A 16,565-nucleotide genomic window follows, 5' to 3' on the forward strand; every position below is an offset into this window, starting at 1 on the left:
ATGGTCTAAAGTATTCTGCTAGTACATCCTGATAACTAATTGTAAACTACCTCCGGACTGGTTAAGAGAGTTAGCCTATCCGGAGGATATTGTATTTATGGAAGGAATGGTGTTATGAAGAGCAAAGCTATTCTTATTATTTTAGTGATATTCCTTGCAATATCGGCTTTTTATAACATCAAATTCATGAGATACATGAAGGAAGAGGATCGGAAAGAACATGTTGCTTTTAATTTAACCTTATCCGGACTCCAACATATTCAACAGGGCTTAAAACAATTAGAGGAATGCTACGATACAGGAAATTATAGTGAACTTGGCGTAAAAGTGAGCGTTGTGGTTGAAAATTTATATGCCGTCGATCAACTGCTTAGCGACACGTTCTATCTGGTAAGTCCGCATAAATTCAGCCTATCCCCCTTTCTTAACTTCAAACAAATCGGTTCCGCAATGAACGGAAGACTGAAAGACCAAGGCTATCAAGGCAGTTTTGCCGAAGACGGAGTGCTATCCGAACCTGAAATCAAATTCATTCGTCAACTTGACCAAGACCTTGAGATATCGATATCTTCACTCGTTGGAGAAGATAAATTAAACATAAACCCTGAGCTTACGATCGGAGAGTATAAAAAATCATTAAACGAATTTGCCGAAAAGTGGTATTTCGGACGTGCTTCATCCGAGTTTTCCCCCTATGACTATATAAAAGCAAAGTAAGCTGGTCATTACAGGCCATCCCAAAAGTCTTGGGTGCTTACTGCTTTCCTTTGGTTGTCCCGAAGACAGCAGAAGATCACCCTCAGCTACAAGCGTCTTCCGCCAACAAATTTCGCAACAACAAAAAGAACCGCACTCCGGTGCGGTTCTCGAACATTCATGATGAAAGCTGGCGCGCCCGATACGATTCGAACGTACGACCTGCAGTTTAGGAAACTGTCGCTCTATCCTGCTGAGCTACGGGCGCGCAACGGATATCATTATAACAAAAAAAGCCGCAAACGAAAAGTCGGCTCTGCGAAGCGGAATCCGGCCCGAATCCTATGGTATGATCGAAGGAACAAGATTAGGGGGACGATACGGAATGAAGAAGAACCGATTAGGCAAGTCGGAGCTGCTCGTCAGCGAGATCGGGCTCGGATGCATGTCGCTGGGAACCGAGGAGGGAAAAGCGGCGGCGATCATTCACGAGGCGCTGGAGCGCGGCGTCACCTTGCTGGATACGGCCGATCTGTACGACGCCGGGCTCAACGAGGAGCTTGTCGGCAAGGCGATCAAGGGACGGCGCGGCGATGTCGTGCTCGCCACGAAGGTAGGCAATCGCCGGATTCCCGGCCAGGACGGCTGGGCCTGGGACCCTTCCAAGGAATACATCCTGTCCGCAGTCAAGGATAGCCTGCGCCGGCTCGGCACCGACTACATCGACCTGTACCAGCTACACGGCGGCACGATAGACGATCCGATCGGCGAGACGATCGAAGCGTTCGAACAGCTGAAGAGGGAAGGCGTCATTCGCGAATACGGGATCTCCTCGATCCGCCCCAATGTCATTCGCGAATATGTCTCCCGCTCCTCCATCGTTAGCGTCATGAATCCCTATAGCATCGTGGATCGGCGCGCGGAGGAAGCCGTGCTCCCGCTGCTGGAGGAACGCGGGATCGGCGTGATCGCGAGAGGCCCGCTGGCGAGCGGAGCGCTGGCCGCCAACCGAACGCCGGTCCGCGGCGTTCTCGACTACGAGCTAAGCGAGCTCGAGGAGCTGCGCAAGCAGTTAACGCAGCTCGAGACCGACGGGCGCAGCCTGACGCAGCTCGCCCTGCGCTATTCTCTCGCCCATCCGGCGGTAGCGGCGATCATTCCCGGCGCCAGCTCGCGCGAGCAGCTCCTGCAGAACCTGTCGGCGGCCGAAGTGCGGGAACTGACGCCCGAGGAGCTCCGGACGATCCGCGGCGTGAGCAAGGCCAATCAATACGCGCTGCATCGATAATTTATCCACCCAAATCCATTTCCATAATTGGAATTGAGGCCTCGATCTTTCGAGGCCTTTTTTCTTAGCAGATCCCCTGCTTTTAGCCTGTTTTATCTACAAAATTTGAGCTAAAATGTGGAAATGGTCTATTAAAACCATTTACAAATCTATCGATACAGGAGATTGTTAAATAAACGCATTGTACGTTATTGACACCGCATCCTAAACCACTTAAAGGGCGATGATAAAGTGATTCAATTGAGCAAGGAACGACAGAAGCAAGTGGACTACATCGGCATTACCCAAGAGGACCTGCGCTTGCTTCACAGCAAGGAAGCGGAATTCGGCACGATCGTCGACCGATTGGTCGATGAGCTCTACGTTCAGATCGGCGGGCAGTCCGAGCTGCTCGCGATTATCCAGAAGCACAGCACCATCGACCGGCTGAAGGAGACCCAGAAGTGGTACTTCCTGTCGATGGCGTCCGGCATCCTGGACGAGGAGTACATCCGGAAGCGTCTCCACGTCGGCCGGGTTCATTCCCGGATCGGGCTGACAACGAACTGGTACTTGGGGACCTACGTGCTGTACCTGGAGTTGGCCTCCGCACACTTGTCGCAGGTGGTCCCGGACCATTGGCAGCCGATCGTCAATTCCTTGACGAAGATGTTCAACTTCGATGCCCAATTGGTCTTGGAAGCCTATGAAGAGGATGAGAAGGGGAAAATCCAGCAGCTGCTCGACAAGCAGAGAGAGATGCATCTGGGCGTGGGAGCCGCGGTTCAGGAGCTTTCTTCGATGATGGCGGAATTGTCGAATAGCAGCCAGAAGGTCGCCGACAATGCGGACCTGACGTCGGAGAGCCAGCGTCAGGCTCACGAAGGCATGCTCGGCATGGCGAACGAGGTCGCTTCGATCGGCGAGCTGGGAGGGATGATTCGCTACGTGGCGGACCAGACCCATATCCTGGGGCTGAACGCCGCGATCGAGGCCGCAAGAGCCGGAGAGCAAGGCAGAGGCTTCGAGGTCGTCGCGAACGAGGTGCGGAAGCTCGCGAGCCAGTCCAAGGAATCGCTGGTCGCCATCGAGAGCAAGCTGAAGCAGATCAACAAGCTGCTTGCCGGCGTCAAGGAGCAATCGGAGCGCGTGACGGCGTACTCCTCGCAGCAAGCGCTCGGCTCTCAAGAGCTGCTCGGCTTCGTTCAGATGATCGAGAAAGTGACGGGCGAGCTGGAGAGGCTTCAACAATAGCTTTGTTCGGATAACCGTGCCGGTAGGGCGCGGTTTATTTTTTTGCTCAAACTAGGCCCGTTCATCGTCCGTTAACCGGTTGTTCATCCTGCTCTGCTATAACGAGGTTGTAAGATAAACCCAATGGTCAAAGGTGGAAAAAAAATGAGCGTATCCGGAATTGGCAACACGAGCTCGGTATGGCAATTGTACAATCGAGCCGCTTCCTCCTCCAAGGCCTCGGACGAAGCGAACAGCAGCAGCACCAGCAGGACTCAGGACTCTTATGAGTTCAGCGAAGAAGCCCTAAACCGGCTGAAGGAGGCTTCCGAGCAGTCGTCGGACAGCAGCAGCGAATCGAGCCAGAAGGTCGGCCATACTCCGCCTCCGCCGCCTCCTCCCCCTTCCGAACTATCCACGGAGGACAAGCGTTCGATCCTGTCGGAGCTGCAAAGCCAGTTGACCGATGACGACTCGGATTCCGATGACAGCACAGAGACGGACGATAACGACAGCACGGTATCTTCCTTGATCGCAAGCCTATCCTCTACCGATCTGACCACCTTGTCCGATGATGAGATCGACTCCCTGTTCGATAAAGCCGCCGAGTCGCTCAAGCCTTCCGATCCTGAGAGGGCTCCGAAGGGGCCGCCGCCTGGACCGCCTCCCGCTCGAGCCTCTGACGATGAAAACGAGGATGACGAGGACGAGCTGACGACGGAGATCCAGGGTTTCCTGGAATCGCTCCGAAACCGCCTCTCCGAGGATTCGAATAGCTGATCTGGAACGAACAAGCCCGCGAATACGCTTCGCGGGCTTGTCGTTCTATTCGGTTAGTCTTCCGGCAACGGCTTGCGGCCGCGGAAGCCGTCCTCCCAGCTATGGTAATGGGCGACGCGCTCCTCGCCTTCCTTCCAGCACAGGAGCACCTCCCGGCCCCCCATCTCCGCGGGAAAATCGATGAGACCGGGATTAATCATTTTCAGATACACCCCATGCCGCTTGAAGTTCTCCACGAGAAGATCGATCTCCAGGCTCATAAAGTCGAGACGGCTCTCCTCTTCGAAGTACTTTGCGCCGCTGCCTCCCTTCGCCGAGATCAGATCCGCCGAGGCCTTCAGCTTCTGCAGATCCATGTATCGCGCTTCATATTCGCTTAGAATGCCTTTCAGCTGAAGCAGATTGCTTCGGAGCTCGGGCAACAATGCATTCGCTTCTTCAGGCGTGAACTGTCTGGTCATCTGGCATCCACTCCTCCCCCTAAGTGTACTAGAAGACGAAGCCGAATTCCATTTCCCGGCGGATAAATAGTTCTTTAGGCGAAGTATAAATCCTTAGACTGGAGGAAGTCTAATCCAAGCAAAGGAGGTGTACCCGTGGCCAACTCGCAGAACCAACCGACCAAAGCGGAAGTTCAAACGACGGAGCTCAACCGCATGCCCGTTCCCGGCGAAGAGGATACGGACTTCTCCGCTGAAGAAGCGGCTGAAGCATTCGAACAGAACGCTTCTTCGGTGCAGAAGCAACAGCAATAGCCGTAATCCGGAAGCCCGCGCCTTCTCAAGAGGCCGGGTTTCTTCCGTTCCAATCGAATGCCAGCGACGGATTGAATTGGATGGTCGAACGTGGAGCAAACCCTCTTTATTTATATGAAGTCGTATGCTATACTATTAATCGTTCACTTCGAACAACGACATTTCGAGACGTGGCTCAGCTTGGTAGAGCGCTTGCTTCGGGAGCAAGAGGTCGCAGGTTCAAATCCTGTCGTCTCGACCATCCAAATCAACGATTCGCAGCCTTGGGGCTGCGATTTTTTTATTTGATTTCGGGCATAGTGCAGTAATCTAATATACCTTCCGACCTTAGGGGCACCAACGCCAATAGGCAATCTGCATGAGCGAGCAGATTGCCTATTCGTGAATCCATTTTAGAATCGATAGGGGCTGAAGGCCGAAGCCGTAAGGGTGAAGCCGATATGGTTTGCCGGAGCGGGACGATAAGCGTTATCGGCTGATATCGCAGCGAATCGAGCTGCGAAACAACCAGGCTTGTGGTTCCATACTTTCTCTCGCTCCTCTTTCTCAGCGATTCGGCAAAGCGTCCCCATCTATGAATGCGATGGAGACGCCTTCCCGCTTAATCAATTCACTTTAAAATCGTTGTACAAGGATATCGTTCCGGACGAGGTCGTCCCGCCCGACACGAATAGATTAATTGCCTTCACTGTACCGGACGAAACCTTGATGGCATAGCCGGTGCTGTCCATTCCGTCCGCACCGGTGTTGTAAATATCGGTCATGCCGGATAGGACTTTTACGGTGACATTGGCTCCGTAGGTGAAGTTGTGCAGCAGATGCTCGTTAGAGGCTCCGTCTATCGTAATCCATTCCAGCGATGGACGGGTTTGCGGAGTGATGACTTTGGCGAATACCCGGCTCTCTGTAAGCCAACTCGGAATCTCATAGCCGGTGCGAGTCACCGCATTCCCGTTCTGCAGCGTATTCTCGATCCAGCCCTCCGTGCTCGCTCCAACGACGATCCCCCTCCGGAACGCCGTAGCCACAAGGTTGCTGACGTAATGATTGTTGTTGGCATACGTCTTCAGATCGATTCCATTGTACGCATTGGTAAAGCTGATATTGCGAACATAGACATCGCTGCCGTTGCCGCGGATCGTATAAGGGTACGCGTAAATATTCGAAGCTGGATTGTTCTCCGGGTAGAACACCCGGAAGCCTGTGGCTCCGGCTCCATTGCCGCTCAGCGTAATAAAGGCCGTAGCCGTCTCCGGAGCGGACGTTGCTTTGCCTTCGTAAGCCATCAAAACTGTTCCTCCGCTGCGCGTATCCGAATCCCGATGCAGGATCGGCGAGCTGCCGCGCAGCTCGACTCCTGCGGGAACGGTCAAGTGACCGTTAACCCGATACCAGCCGGCGGGCAGATATACGACCCCTCCGCCTGCCGTCCCCGCAGCGTTCAGAGCGCTTTGAATCGCCGAGGTAGCATCGACAGTCGGCAGGACGGTGCCCACCGACGTGTACGCGGCATTGTAAGGAGATTGGGTTACATCATACAGCACCGCCTGAGTCGGCTTCCTGGTGTTGAGAGCATTAAAGGAAGCGGAGGTGGGGCTGCCCGGATTGGTAATCGTGATGTTGCTGCCGCTTGTCGATCCGGTCACCGTACTGTCGGTAATCTTGATCGGATAGGTCGTCTGATTGCGAACCGAATATACGCTTCCTTGCAGCACACTGCGCGAGAACGACAGTCCTAGTCCGTCCGGATTCAGCTGTACGACATCGACCGCAATATCGCAATTGAGAAGGTTCGCCCACGCCAGCTCGATGCTAGGCGTCACCCGCTGTCCCGTGACCAGCTTGATGCCCGTTTGATAGTCCGAAGCGGTGATTTGGAACATCTGGTCGAATTCCAGATCGCCGAAGATAAAAGCGGTCCCGTTCGCCCTTGTCCACGTATCCAGGCTGGACTTCGCGGGCGCATTGTAGGCGGTACCTGCATTGGCCCAATAGCTGTTATTGAGCTTCACCCATTGCGTATACCCAACCTCGGCTCCGTTATATAGCTCCAGTCCTGTCTTGAGCACGGTTCCTTTCACGTTCACGATGCTTGTCGTTTCGTGAGTTTGGCTTCCCGCTGCCGTAGAATCGCTGGCCGCATGATCGGACGGGGTAAGGCTGGCGGCTATGCCCCGATAAGAATTCAGCATCGTAACGTTCTTGATGGTCGAAGCCATGTAATTCTCTTCACCGATCCAGGCGCGTCCGGGAACCTCGAACGTATAGGGATAGGAAACCGGGCTGGACGCACTCTGATTCGGATAATAGACCGTCAGGCCGACAACCCCTGCGCTGCCGCCTATTCGGAACAAGCCCGGAGTAAGGCTGGTGCTGCTCGGCACATACGCTGCGATAACTGTGCCATAGCCGGTGCCCGACGTATCGGGATCGCGCCAATCTCCGCGTACGGTACAATTGGCTTTGACCTCTATGCTTCCGCTGATTCGGTAGGTTCCCGCCGGCAGCCATACGGTGCCTCCTCCATCGACATAACAGTCGTTAATGGCCCGTTGGATGCTGCTCGTCGAGTCCGTCGCTCCTGTCGCATCCGCCCCATAATCGGTAACATCGTAGTCCGCCACGATAATGTCTTCCGTCGCATAGGTCGTGGACACAATCTTGGAATTGCGGTTCCCGGACGGGACTGCCGCCGCTTCGACCAGTTGAATGTCGTCCACATAACCGTGGAACAGCCCTGTATTGCCTCCCTGATCGTACGCGATCAGGATCCGCTCGATGGTTTTGCCGGCTGCGTAATCCCCTATTCGGGAATACACCTCATTCCAGGTGTTGAGCGTCAGCTTGCCCCCGGCCCCTTGCCGGCTCGGATGGACTCGTACGCCCCATTGATCGACGGCGCCCGAGTCGCGGAGCGTCGTGCCGTCGCTGAATTCGAAGTCGATGGCAACGTAGGTGGCGTTCAGCGTTTCGGGATAAATCCAATAGGACAGGCGAGTATCTCGGGTGACCTTAATAGAGACGTCGAATACTTGATTATAAGAATTAGAGACCGTCGCACTCAGATCGTTGCCGGAATACATCAACGCCCGGGTGCCGGTACGGTAAATCTCGTTCTCGCGGGGAGCAGACTCCATTCCGGTCAGGGAACAGCAGTAGCCCCCGATATTCTGGCTGTGTGCAACCGTATCCAGCCAGGTGGGCTGTACATCTCCAGTTTCGAGTCCGGTCGAGAACTTCAGCCGGTTGATCTGCAGATCGTCGATATACCCGCTGAACGTCCCTGTCGAAGCGGCGCGATCATAGACGAGATCGATTCGATCAATCGTCTTCCCGTTGGCCACTGAGCCGATAGTGGAGCGAACCTCGTTCCATTGATTGGCGATTAGTTTTCCCCCGGCCCCTTGTCCCGAAGGGCTCAAGGCATTGCCATATTGGTCGGTCGCGCCAGTATTGCGCAGACGCGTGCCGTCCGTAAACAACAGGTCGATGGAGGTATAAGCTCCGTTGCCGTTCAGCGGATAAATCCAGTACGAGAGCTGCAGATCGGCCGTCACAAACGTATTGACGTCGTTTAGCTTAAATACAGCATACGAGGAAGAGGTGCTGGTATCGTTGCCCGCATAATACAGAGAAGAGTCGCCCGAACGAGCCTTCTCTCCTGCAACCGGATGAGCCTGCGGAGAACTGACCCCGCTGCTTCCGTCCACCGTATTCGTCCAGGTTGGCAGGTTAGCGTTCTCGAAGTCTGTTCCGAACAGCTGCTGGGTCGTGCTGATTGAGAGGTCATCCACGAAGCCGCGGAATACCCCCGTTCTTCCCCCTTGATCGTAAGCGATTAGAATTTGATCGATCACTTTGCCCGAGAGCGCCTCTCCAATTCGTGCGCTCACCTGGTTCCACTTGCCGATCTCAAGCTTGCCCCCTGCGCCTTGCTGGGCGGGATGCAGCTGTATTCCGTTGGAATCCAGAACGCCGGAGTCGCGAAGCGTTGTGCCATCCGTGAACAAGAGGTCAATGGCTACATAGGTGCTGTTAAGATTGGACGGGTATATATAATAGCTAAGCTTCGTATCCGCGAACACGGGGATGTTGACGTCGTAGATTTTATTGTAGGAATTGGACACCGAACTGCTTAGGTCATTCCCCGAATACATCAGGGCCCGGCTGCCCAGATGCGCGGTTTCATCTCGAACGGAGGATTCCATGCTTGTTAATGAACAGCAGTAGCCGCCGATGCCTTCGCTGTAAGCAACGGTGTCGTTCCACGTAGGCTGCGCATCCTTGGTTTCGAAGCCGGTGTAGAACTGATTGGTCGAAGCGTCAGCCTTCTGAAGCGGAAGAAGGCCTCCATATCCGGTAAGCAGCATGCTGATGACGAGGAAAATTGAAGGCGCTTTCAAAATAAAACGATTCCTATTTGTCCCTCTCTTCATTACAATCCCTCTCTTCATTAAGTTAGTTGAGAATGTAGAAAAGTATCCGACAAGATGGGGCCGAAGATTGCCTCTTTCTTGTCGGATACGCTTGCGTTTCTTTTATTTCTTGGAAGCTACGAAGGCATCCACTTGCTTCTGCAGCTCGGCGACTACCTTGTCAACGCCCGCCTTCTGCTGCTTGGCGATATATTCGTCTACGCTGGCTTCCGGATTCTTCGGAATACCAGCCTCGATCTGCACGCCCAGCTCGGAGTGAACCTGATCGCGCTGCACCAGCTCGTTCTTGATTGATTCGGTATTGAAGGTAAAGCCGTCCAGCGGGTTATTGATGTTATTCGGCTCGCTGGCGAACTCCGCTTCCTTCACCCAGAAGTCCTGGCCGTACGTTTCCGTCGGTCTCATGAATTGCGGCTTCCAGAATGCCCATTGGCCGCCCCATTCCATGTAGTTGCTTGTCGTGGAATCCATGCCGTCCGGGTACTTCGCCATTCCGTCTTCCAGAACATAGGTCTTCCCTTCGATACCGTATTGTACAAGATCATACAGGGTCTGGTCGGTCTCCAGCATGTCCAGGAACCTCAGCACCCGATCCGCATGCTTCGAATTTGCGTTGATCGCTGCAACGTTGGCGAGCGCCGTACGATTGACATGCTTCTTGTCCGGATAGAGCAGCGATCCGCTGGACGTAAAGGTTGGGTCGCTGAAGGTTTCCGTCGCATACGTCCATTCATGGCTGGAATTGGCGAACAGGATCTTCCCGTTGCGATACTTCGTTGCGGCATCTTCCTTGTCGACCAGCACATCCTTATTGATGATTCCTTCCTTGTACAGCTTGCCCGCATATACGGCCAGGTCACGGTAGGTTTGCAGCTGCTCGATCGGTTTAACCTGATAAGTGGAATCGTTCAGATCGATGACGAACTGGTTGGCCCCCATTGGGGAGAGATCAAGCAATTCGTCGCGAGTGCGGAAGATTTCCATCAGTGCCGATCCCGCCGGGAAACCGATCTTCTGATCGGGAGCGGCCTCCTGCAGTTTATGAGCGAAATCGTACATGTCCTCCACGGTCTGAATCGAATTGTCGGCAGGCTGAATATTCGCGGCGGTGGCTACGTCCGAACGCCACTTGACGTATGGACGCTGGTTCATCTTCATCGTCCAAGGCAATGCGACGATGTTGCCGTTCACGGTTGCCGCTGCAAGAGTTCCTTGCTCTTGATACACCTTATAAAGGTTAGGAGCGTACTTAGGCAAGAGATCGTTCAGCGTCATATAGGCTCCCTTGGCCGACATCTGACGGTAGGCAAGCCAGTCGCCATCGAAGTTGAGGTCCCAATCGTCCCCGGATGAGGACATGACCAGCAGCTTCTCGGCATAAGGATCGCCGAACGGGATCGTATTGATGACGAAGTTAACATTCAGTCCCTTGGATTTGACGTAATCGCTGACGGCCTTCCACACTTCGTCGGTGGCGGATTTCTTATCGCCTCCGAAGTAGAAGCGAAGCGTCACTTCCTCTTCCGTTGTTGTTGCCGCTGCGGCTGAGGCCGACGAACCGGAAGCCGGCGCCTTAGGAGAGCTGTCAGCCGCTTGATTCCCGTTGTTGGAACAGGCAGCCAGCCCGAAGGAGGTCAATAGCGTTAAGGATAACATGGCATTGCGAATGCGAACAGGCTTCAACAAGAATACCCCTCTTCTTGGAATGATTTTATATACCAAACGGCGATTGCGGCCAGAGGCGCAACCCCAGCTTAGTCAGCCCTTGACGGCCCCAACGACCAGGCCCTTGACGAAATATCGCTGTACGAACGGATATAGGAAGATGATAGGGCCGATGGTAACGACCGTGACGGCCATCTTGACTCCCTCCGTCGGCAGCGTCGCCGCAACGCGCTGCATCTCTGCGGCGTTGCCCGAGTTTTTCAGAAAGTCCACGTTGCTTACGATTGTCCGCAGCATAAGTTGAAGCGGCTGCAGGCTCTGGTTGTCTATGAACATCAAACCCAGGTACCAATCGTTCCAATAATTCAAGGCAATGAATAGCCCGACCGTCGCCAGCACCGGCGTGGCAAGAGGCGCGATGATCTTGAACATGATTCGCAATTCTCCCGCTCCATCGATCTTGGCCGATTCGAATAATTCTTCCGGAAGCGATTGCAGAAAGTTGCGGATCAGGAAGAGATTGAATCCCTGTGCGAGAGCGGGCAGGATAAGCGCCCACACGCTGTCCTTCAAGTGTAAGTAGTTCACGCATACGATGTACCAAGGAACAAGCCCGCCGTTGAACATCAACGTAAGCAAGGCATATATCGATAAGGTATTCCGGTATTTAAGCGTCCGCCTGGCCATGGCATATCCGCCCATATAGTTGACTACCAAGGCCAGGAAGGTTCCGGCAACCGTTACGAATATACTGATCTTGTATCCGTTGATCACGCGGTCAGCCGCGAGAAAAAGAATGCGGTAAGCATCCAGATTCGGATGCAGGGGGTATAGACCATAGCCGTGTTGAGAGATATCCGCCTCGGTGCTAAGCGATCCGCTCAGCACCATCAGGAAGGGAATCAAGCAGAAGATCGAGTAAATCGACAACACTCCGATCATGACGACCTGCACCCAGTCTGCCTTAAAGTTGCGCTTCACGTATTGCATAAGCTCCTCCTATTCCGAGATCAAAACAGTGCGGAATCCTTGTCCAGCCTGCGGGCGATCAGATTGCTGCCCAGCACCAGGACGAAAGCAATCGTGGATTGCAGGAACCCGGCCGCCGCGGACATGCCCACATCGCCGTTGAGGCGCAGTCCCCTGTAAACGAATGTATCGACGACATCGGTAGTCGAATATAGCGTTGCGGCGCTGCCGACAACCGAATAGAACATTCCGAAGTCCGCGTTCATAATCCGTCCGACCGCCAGTAGCGTCAATATGATAACCGTCGGCCGCAGCAACGGGAGACTGATGTACCACATCTGCTGCCATCGAGTCGCTCCGTCTATGGAGGCCGCCTCGTAATAGGAGGAATCGATACCCGTTAGCGCCGCCAGATAAATCACGCTGCCGTAGCCCGTAACCTTCCATCTCATGATCAGAGCAAGAATGGCCGGCCATAGCCCTGGAGAGTTATAGAAATCGATCGGCTCGTGACCGAACAACTTAATGATGGAATTGACGACCCCGACATCCGTGAGCAGGTTATAGGTGAATACTCCAACGACGATCCAGGAGATGAAGTAGGGCAGGAAGGTGATGGATTGCGCAACCTTCTTGAAATACTTGCCGCGAATCTCGTTAAGCAGCAGCGCAAGTCCAATCTCGAACAGCAAACCGGTAGCGATAAACAGGAGATTCAGCAGTACCGTATTGCGAATGGCGCGAAAGGCGTAATCCGAGTTGACCAGATACTCGAAGTTGCTCAGGAGCGGCTTGGCCCACTCGCTTCCGAACAAGCCATCTGAGAACTGATAATTTTTGAAAGCGACGACAATGCCGGCCATCGGCAAGTAATTGAACAGCAGCAGCAACAGAAACACAGGCAAGAACATCATATAGACCGACCAGTTTCTCGACATCTCGCCTAAGAAGCCTCGCCTCTTAATGGTTCGAGGCCCCCCTCCCGTTGCTTCCGTCCCTTTGATGTTATTCAATGCGGGAGCCCTCCTCCTTACGGTAAAATTCGCTATTTCCTCTCTTGCTTCAAGCTTATCAGAGGGGGGCAAGACGTTCTATAAGGCGATCCTAAACTTTCTGGGGGGATATTAGCCTATAAAAATACGACGCCGGATATCTAAGCTACAAAGCTTGATACCTGGCGTCGTATTGGAATCCAGAGGCGTCAGGAGTGTAGGGGACCCTCCTCTTCGCCGGCTGAGGCTATAACCGGATGTCGCAGGGTAATGATCGTGCCTTCTCCGGGCTTGCTCGTAATAGAGAGCCGGTATTGCTCGCCGAAGGATAACTGCAATCTCTTGTTGACGTTGCGCACGCCGACCCCGCGCAGCTTCCTGGATGAAGCGGGATCACCCTCCAGGCAACGTACAATCTGATCCTCAGACATACCAACTCCGTTATCGCTGATCGTCAATACCAGATCGTCCGACTCCCGGATGACGGACAGAACGATCTTGCCCTTGCCCGGGTTGTTGCGTACTCCGTGATGGATGGCATTCTCTACAAGCGGCTGCAGCAGCAATCTCAGGAAGGGAAGCCTAAGCAGAGCTTCATCAACCACAACCACCGTTCGCAGCGGTTCCCCGAGCCGCATCTGTTCAATGGCAATATAGGCGTTGACCTGCTCCATCTCCCGGCCCAAGGTCGTAATTTCGCTGCCGCCATTCAAGCTGAGCCGCAGGAGATTGCCTAGGTTGGCCACCATCTCGCTGATGTCCGTCTGATGATGAGCCTCGGCCCTCCAACGGACGGCCTCCAGTGTATTGTATAGGAAGTGGGGATTTATCTGATGGCTAAGCACTTGAAACTCCAGTTCATTCTTTACCCGCTCCGACCGGGATGCTTCTTCGATCAGCTCATCGATTCTCGTCACCATGCTGCCATAACCGCGATACAGCCATCCGATCTCGTCCTTCCGTTTGACGTAGCGCGGCTGCGCCCGAGCGGAGTCAACCTCGAGCTTGCGCATGGATTGAACGAGCCGAGCAACCGGGTTCATGAACGAGAGCGTCAGGTAACAGACGACCCCCAAGCTGCCGAGAGCGTATACAACCAGAAAGACGACAAACAAGCGATTAACGCCTTCCAGCGAGCCGGTAAGCGAAGAGAGCGGTGTCGTACTAATAATCATCCATGATTCCTGAGATAAATTGGCGTACGTCACCAGATGCTCAGACCCGTTTAAAGTTTTATTTTCCGAACCGCTCCCCTCTCGTCCGGCGATCTCCGCCAGTTCCTCCCCTTCAAGCATGCCGCCGCGGCTCTCGTAGCCCTTGGAGTCGAACAGCACCTCGCCCGCTTTATTAACTAGGTAGATCCTATTGTCGGCCACTCGAGAAGAGGGGGATAAGAACCGCCTAAGCTGGTCGTCGGATAAATCCGTCTCGACAATTCCCCTGGAAATGCGGTCATGCAGCCCCGTGAATCGATTGAACTTGGCCAGGAGCGGCACCGAATTCTGATTGTCCCCCGGTCGCAGCAGCTGCCATGTTGGCGTAACGGACCCGGCCGCCCGCTGGAACCATTCGGTTTCCCCCGGAGATTGCGCGTACTCTAACGCATCGATATACATCGGGTACGATTCGGGCTGAATGGGGAAGATTCGAACACGGAAGGCATCGACATTGACTCGCTTGCCATATGTGAAATTAAGCATCTCCAATACGAAGTCGCTCTCATCCATCTTCCCGCCCTCTCCGAGCAGCCTCTGAATCGTCTCGTTGCCAATGACCTCGTTGATCTGATCCTTCAGATTCTGCAAGTATTGATCCATGTTGCTTGCCGACTGCTCGGCATAGTCCAACGAGAACATCGCATTCGCCTGGATAATGCCCTCGACGGACCGGCTATGGGAATAGAACGCGAAGAACGCGAACGGGATAATCGTGATTAGGAAGAAGACGACAATCATCTTGGTACGGAAGGATAACGTTCGGCCAAGGGAAGAATTACTCATCGTCGACTCCCTTCAACTGGCGGAAATCCATTGGAGAGAGCCCTGTGTACTTGCGAAATATTTTGGCAAAATGAACCGGATCGCGGTAACCAACCTCTTGAGAGATATGATACACGCGGTATTTGACGTCCCCAAGCATCTCCTTGGCCTTCTCTATCCTTATATCCGTGAGATGCTCCAGGAACGTCCGGTTCATCTCCTTCTTGAACAGCTTACTCAACCACACAGGCGTTACATGAACCTCCGACGCGACAGTTGTTAGGCTTAAATTACAATTAAAGCGCTTACGCATGTAAGCATCCGCTTCCTTGAGAATTTGATTCTGAGAACCCGTCTGCTCCTTAACCTCCCGGGACAGCTGAAGCAGCAGCGCCTCCGTTTTGCTTTGAAGCGACTCCAGCGTATTGTAGCGCTCCAACTGCTCCCACAGCAGAATAGGGTTTCTCAGCCAATCCTCGCCTTTCCAGCCTAGGCCTCTTGCCTTCTGGAACAGGTCCATCAGCCACCCGAACAAGCCTTGCTGCACATCGCTTATCGGGCCTTTCTTCCAGATCAGTACCAGCAGATCGAAACGGCTCAGCGCTTCCTTCAGCTCCTGCTCCGATCCATAGCGGATCACATCCATCATGGCTGCGCTATCCTGCAGGGCAATCTCCGGCAATTCCGCCTCTGCTTCAAGCTCGTGGTCCTGCAGCAGCCTGTTGCCGCCATAAACCGCCTTCTGCTCCAGCAGCGCAAGGGCTTCTCTATATAGCTGGGGCAATAGGGGCAGAAGCCCGATCCCCGGACTGATCGCTATGCTGATATTGACTTTTACGTATAAGTTGACTCGTTTAATAGATTCCAAGGCTAAAGCGGCCACGCGTTCCCGATCCTCGTCGCCCCCGCATTCTCCGATCAGCACCCAACGATCGTTGGCGCTGGGATAGAGCACGAAACGGCCAGGGAACATCTCTTCCCACGTCTGTTGGACCACATTGCCAATCCCAAACAGAATCAGACGCTTCTCAAGCTCGGGGGTGCCCCGTTGCTCGGCAACGATATTCAGATCGTCGACCTCGAATACAAGAAGAGCCATCGAATCTTTATTAAGCCACGACAGCTCCAACGCGGCAAGACGGCTGGAGAAGCTGATCTCCTTGAACGACTGGTACGGCGATTCTATCAATTCCGTCAAGGTCTCCGCCCTTGATCTAGGCAGAGCAAGCCGCAATTCTCCCTTCAGTCTCTGCTGGAGCTCCATATCGTTCCACTCGACCCGAATCTGATCCAGAGTTCTTCGGATAACCTTGAGCAGCTCGGCCGTCTGAATCGGCTTGAGAAGGTAATCGGCCGCTCCCAGCAGCAGCGCCTCTCGGACGAGGTCGAAATCGTCGTACCCGCTGATGACTATCGTTCTAATGAACAGTCCCTTCTCCCGGGCCTGGCGAATGAGCTCCAACCCTGACATTCGATTCATCTTAATATCGGTGATGACCAGATCCGGCTTTTCCTTCTCGACGATCGCCAGGCCTTCGTCGCCGTCGGCGGCCGTATACAGGGCGGTCAAGCCTAGATTCTCGCGAGATAATCTGGCTGCGAGCCCTTCTCTAATTTCGATTTCATCGTCCACGATCAGTATGCTGTACATGTCGTCTCACCCTTTTGGACATAGAATCCTATCGAAAAAGAAATCCAAACGTGCACAGGCCGGCAGGAGCCGCCCTCGATCGTTTGGATTCTTAATGGAAGGAACTGCGAACGTTCCTGTATTCGCCGCGACGCGACGGGCT

12 protein-coding genes and 2 tRNA genes are annotated in these 16,565 nt (G+C 53.9%); 6 read left to right on the forward strand and 8 right to left on the reverse strand.

Annotated features, from left to right (window positions below; all coding sequences use genetic code 11):
• Window positions 1-114: 114 nt before the first annotated feature.
• Window positions 115-717, forward strand: coding sequence for a hypothetical protein (locus tag ELR57_RS10245; protein WP_126958962.1), 603 nt, complete (start codon window positions 115-117; stop codon window positions 715-717).
• Window positions 718-887: 170 nt separating this feature from the next.
• Here the strand turns inward: ELR57_RS10245 and ELR57_RS10250 are convergent.
• A tRNA-Arg gene (locus ELR57_RS10250) sits at window positions 888-964 on the reverse strand.
• Between the two features lie 117 nt (window positions 965-1,081).
• Between ELR57_RS10250 and ELR57_RS10255 the strand changes: the two genes are divergently transcribed.
• The 3 genes from ELR57_RS10255 (at window position 1,082) to ELR57_RS10265 (ending at window position 3,976) form a co-directional block, all read left to right on the forward strand.
• Window positions 1,082-1,984, forward strand: coding sequence for an aldo/keto reductase (locus ELR57_RS10255; RefSeq protein ID WP_126958963.1), 903 nt, complete (start codon window positions 1,082-1,084; stop codon window positions 1,982-1,984).
• A 231-nt stretch (window positions 1,985-2,215) separates the two neighbouring features.
• Window positions 2,216-3,217, forward strand: a complete 1,002-nt coding sequence (locus tag ELR57_RS10260) for a globin-coupled sensor protein (protein WP_126958964.1) — start codon at window positions 2,216-2,218, stop codon at window positions 3,215-3,217.
• A gap of 144 nt (window positions 3,218-3,361) precedes the next feature.
• Entirely contained in the window at window positions 3,362-3,976 is a 615-nt protein-coding gene (locus tag ELR57_RS10265) for a hypothetical protein (RefSeq protein ID WP_126958965.1), read from the forward strand.
• A 53-nt stretch (window positions 3,977-4,029) separates the two neighbouring features.
• On the opposite strand, the gene ELR57_RS10270 is transcribed toward ELR57_RS10265, so the two are convergent.
• Window positions 4,030-4,437: a DUF2203 domain-containing protein gene (locus tag ELR57_RS10270; RefSeq protein WP_126958966.1), complete on the reverse strand. Its 408-nt coding sequence runs from the start codon at window positions 4,435-4,437 to the stop codon at window positions 4,030-4,032.
• A 135-nt stretch (window positions 4,438-4,572) separates the two neighbouring features.
• Between ELR57_RS10270 and ELR57_RS28095 the strand changes: the two genes are divergently transcribed.
• Both ELR57_RS28095 and ELR57_RS10275 read left to right on the forward strand, forming a co-directional pair.
• A complete protein-coding gene (locus tag ELR57_RS28095) occupies window positions 4,573-4,731 on the forward strand; it encodes a hypothetical protein (RefSeq protein ID WP_192896558.1) in 159 nt (52 codons plus the stop codon).
• Window positions 4,732-4,895: 164 nt separating this feature from the next.
• Window positions 4,896-4,972, forward strand: a tRNA-Pro gene (locus tag ELR57_RS10275).
• Between the two features lie 364 nt (window positions 4,973-5,336).
• On the opposite strand, the gene ELR57_RS10280 is transcribed toward ELR57_RS10275, so the two are convergent.
• The 6 genes from ELR57_RS10280 to ELR57_RS10305 form a co-directional block, all read right to left on the reverse strand.
• Window positions 5,337-9,134, reverse strand: a complete 3,798-nt coding sequence (locus ELR57_RS10280; protein ID WP_158629988.1) for a glycosyl hydrolase family 28-related protein — start codon at window positions 9,132-9,134, stop codon at window positions 5,337-5,339.
• A 135-nt stretch (window positions 9,135-9,269) separates the two neighbouring features.
• Window positions 9,270-10,853 carry a DUF3502 domain-containing protein gene (locus ELR57_RS10285; protein WP_238162474.1) on the reverse strand — a complete coding sequence of 528 codons (1,584 nt, stop codon included), beginning with the start codon at window positions 10,851-10,853 and terminating at the stop codon, window positions 9,270-9,272.
• Between the two features lie 72 nt (window positions 10,854-10,925).
• Window positions 10,926-11,822 (reverse strand): carbohydrate ABC transporter permease, encoded by an 897-nt coding sequence (locus ELR57_RS10290; RefSeq protein ID WP_126958968.1) that lies wholly within the window; start codon window positions 11,820-11,822, stop codon window positions 10,926-10,928.
• 20 nt (window positions 11,823-11,842) lie between these two features.
• Window positions 11,843-12,814 carry an ABC transporter permease gene (locus ELR57_RS10295; protein WP_370452242.1) on the reverse strand — a complete coding sequence of 324 codons (972 nt, stop codon included), beginning with the start codon at window positions 12,812-12,814 and terminating at the stop codon, window positions 11,843-11,845.
• A gap of 188 nt (window positions 12,815-13,002) precedes the next feature.
• Window positions 13,003-14,793 carry a cache domain-containing sensor histidine kinase gene (locus ELR57_RS10300; RefSeq protein WP_126958969.1) on the reverse strand — a complete coding sequence of 597 codons (1,791 nt, stop codon included), beginning with the start codon at window positions 14,791-14,793 and terminating at the stop codon, window positions 13,003-13,005.
• The gene (locus ELR57_RS10305) at window positions 14,786-16,423 is read right to left on the reverse strand and encodes a response regulator transcription factor (RefSeq protein WP_126958970.1); all 1,638 of its coding nucleotides are present in this window, start codon (window positions 16,421-16,423) and stop codon (window positions 14,786-14,788) included. The genes ELR57_RS10300 and ELR57_RS10305 overlap by 8 nt, the downstream gene beginning before the upstream one ends.
• Window positions 16,424-16,565 lie beyond the last annotated feature (142 nt).

Origin of the sequence: Cohnella sp. AR92 (genome assembly GCF_003990975.1) — a bacterium.
GTDB lineage: Bacteria > Bacillota > Bacilli > Paenibacillales > Paenibacillaceae > Cohnella.

Bases quoted from the DNA above. Each gene is read 5' to 3' on its own strand.
- ELR57_RS10300 (WP_126958969.1), bottom strand. From the start codon at position 14,793: ATGAGTAATTCTTCCCTTGGCCGAACGTTATCCTTCCGTACCAAGATG.
- ELR57_RS10265 (WP_126958965.1), top strand. From the start codon at position 3,362: ATGAGCGTATCCGGAATTGGCAACACGAGCTCGGTATGGCAATTGTAC.
- ELR57_RS10290 (WP_126958968.1), bottom strand. From the start codon at position 11,822: ATGCAATACGTGAAGCGCAACTTTAAGGCAGACTGGGTGCAGGTCGTC.
- ELR57_RS10270 (WP_126958966.1), bottom strand. From the start codon at position 4,437: ATGACCAGACAGTTCACGCCTGAAGAAGCGAATGCATTGTTGCCCGAG.
- ELR57_RS10245 (WP_126958962.1), top strand. From the start codon at position 115: ATGAAGAGCAAAGCTATTCTTATTATTTTAGTGATATTCCTTGCAATA.
- ELR57_RS10255 (WP_126958963.1), top strand. From the start codon at position 1,082: ATGAAGAAGAACCGATTAGGCAAGTCGGAGCTGCTCGTCAGCGAGATC.
- ELR57_RS10305 (WP_126958970.1), bottom strand. From the start codon at position 16,423: ATGTACAGCATACTGATCGTGGACGATGAAATCGAAATTAGAGAAGGG.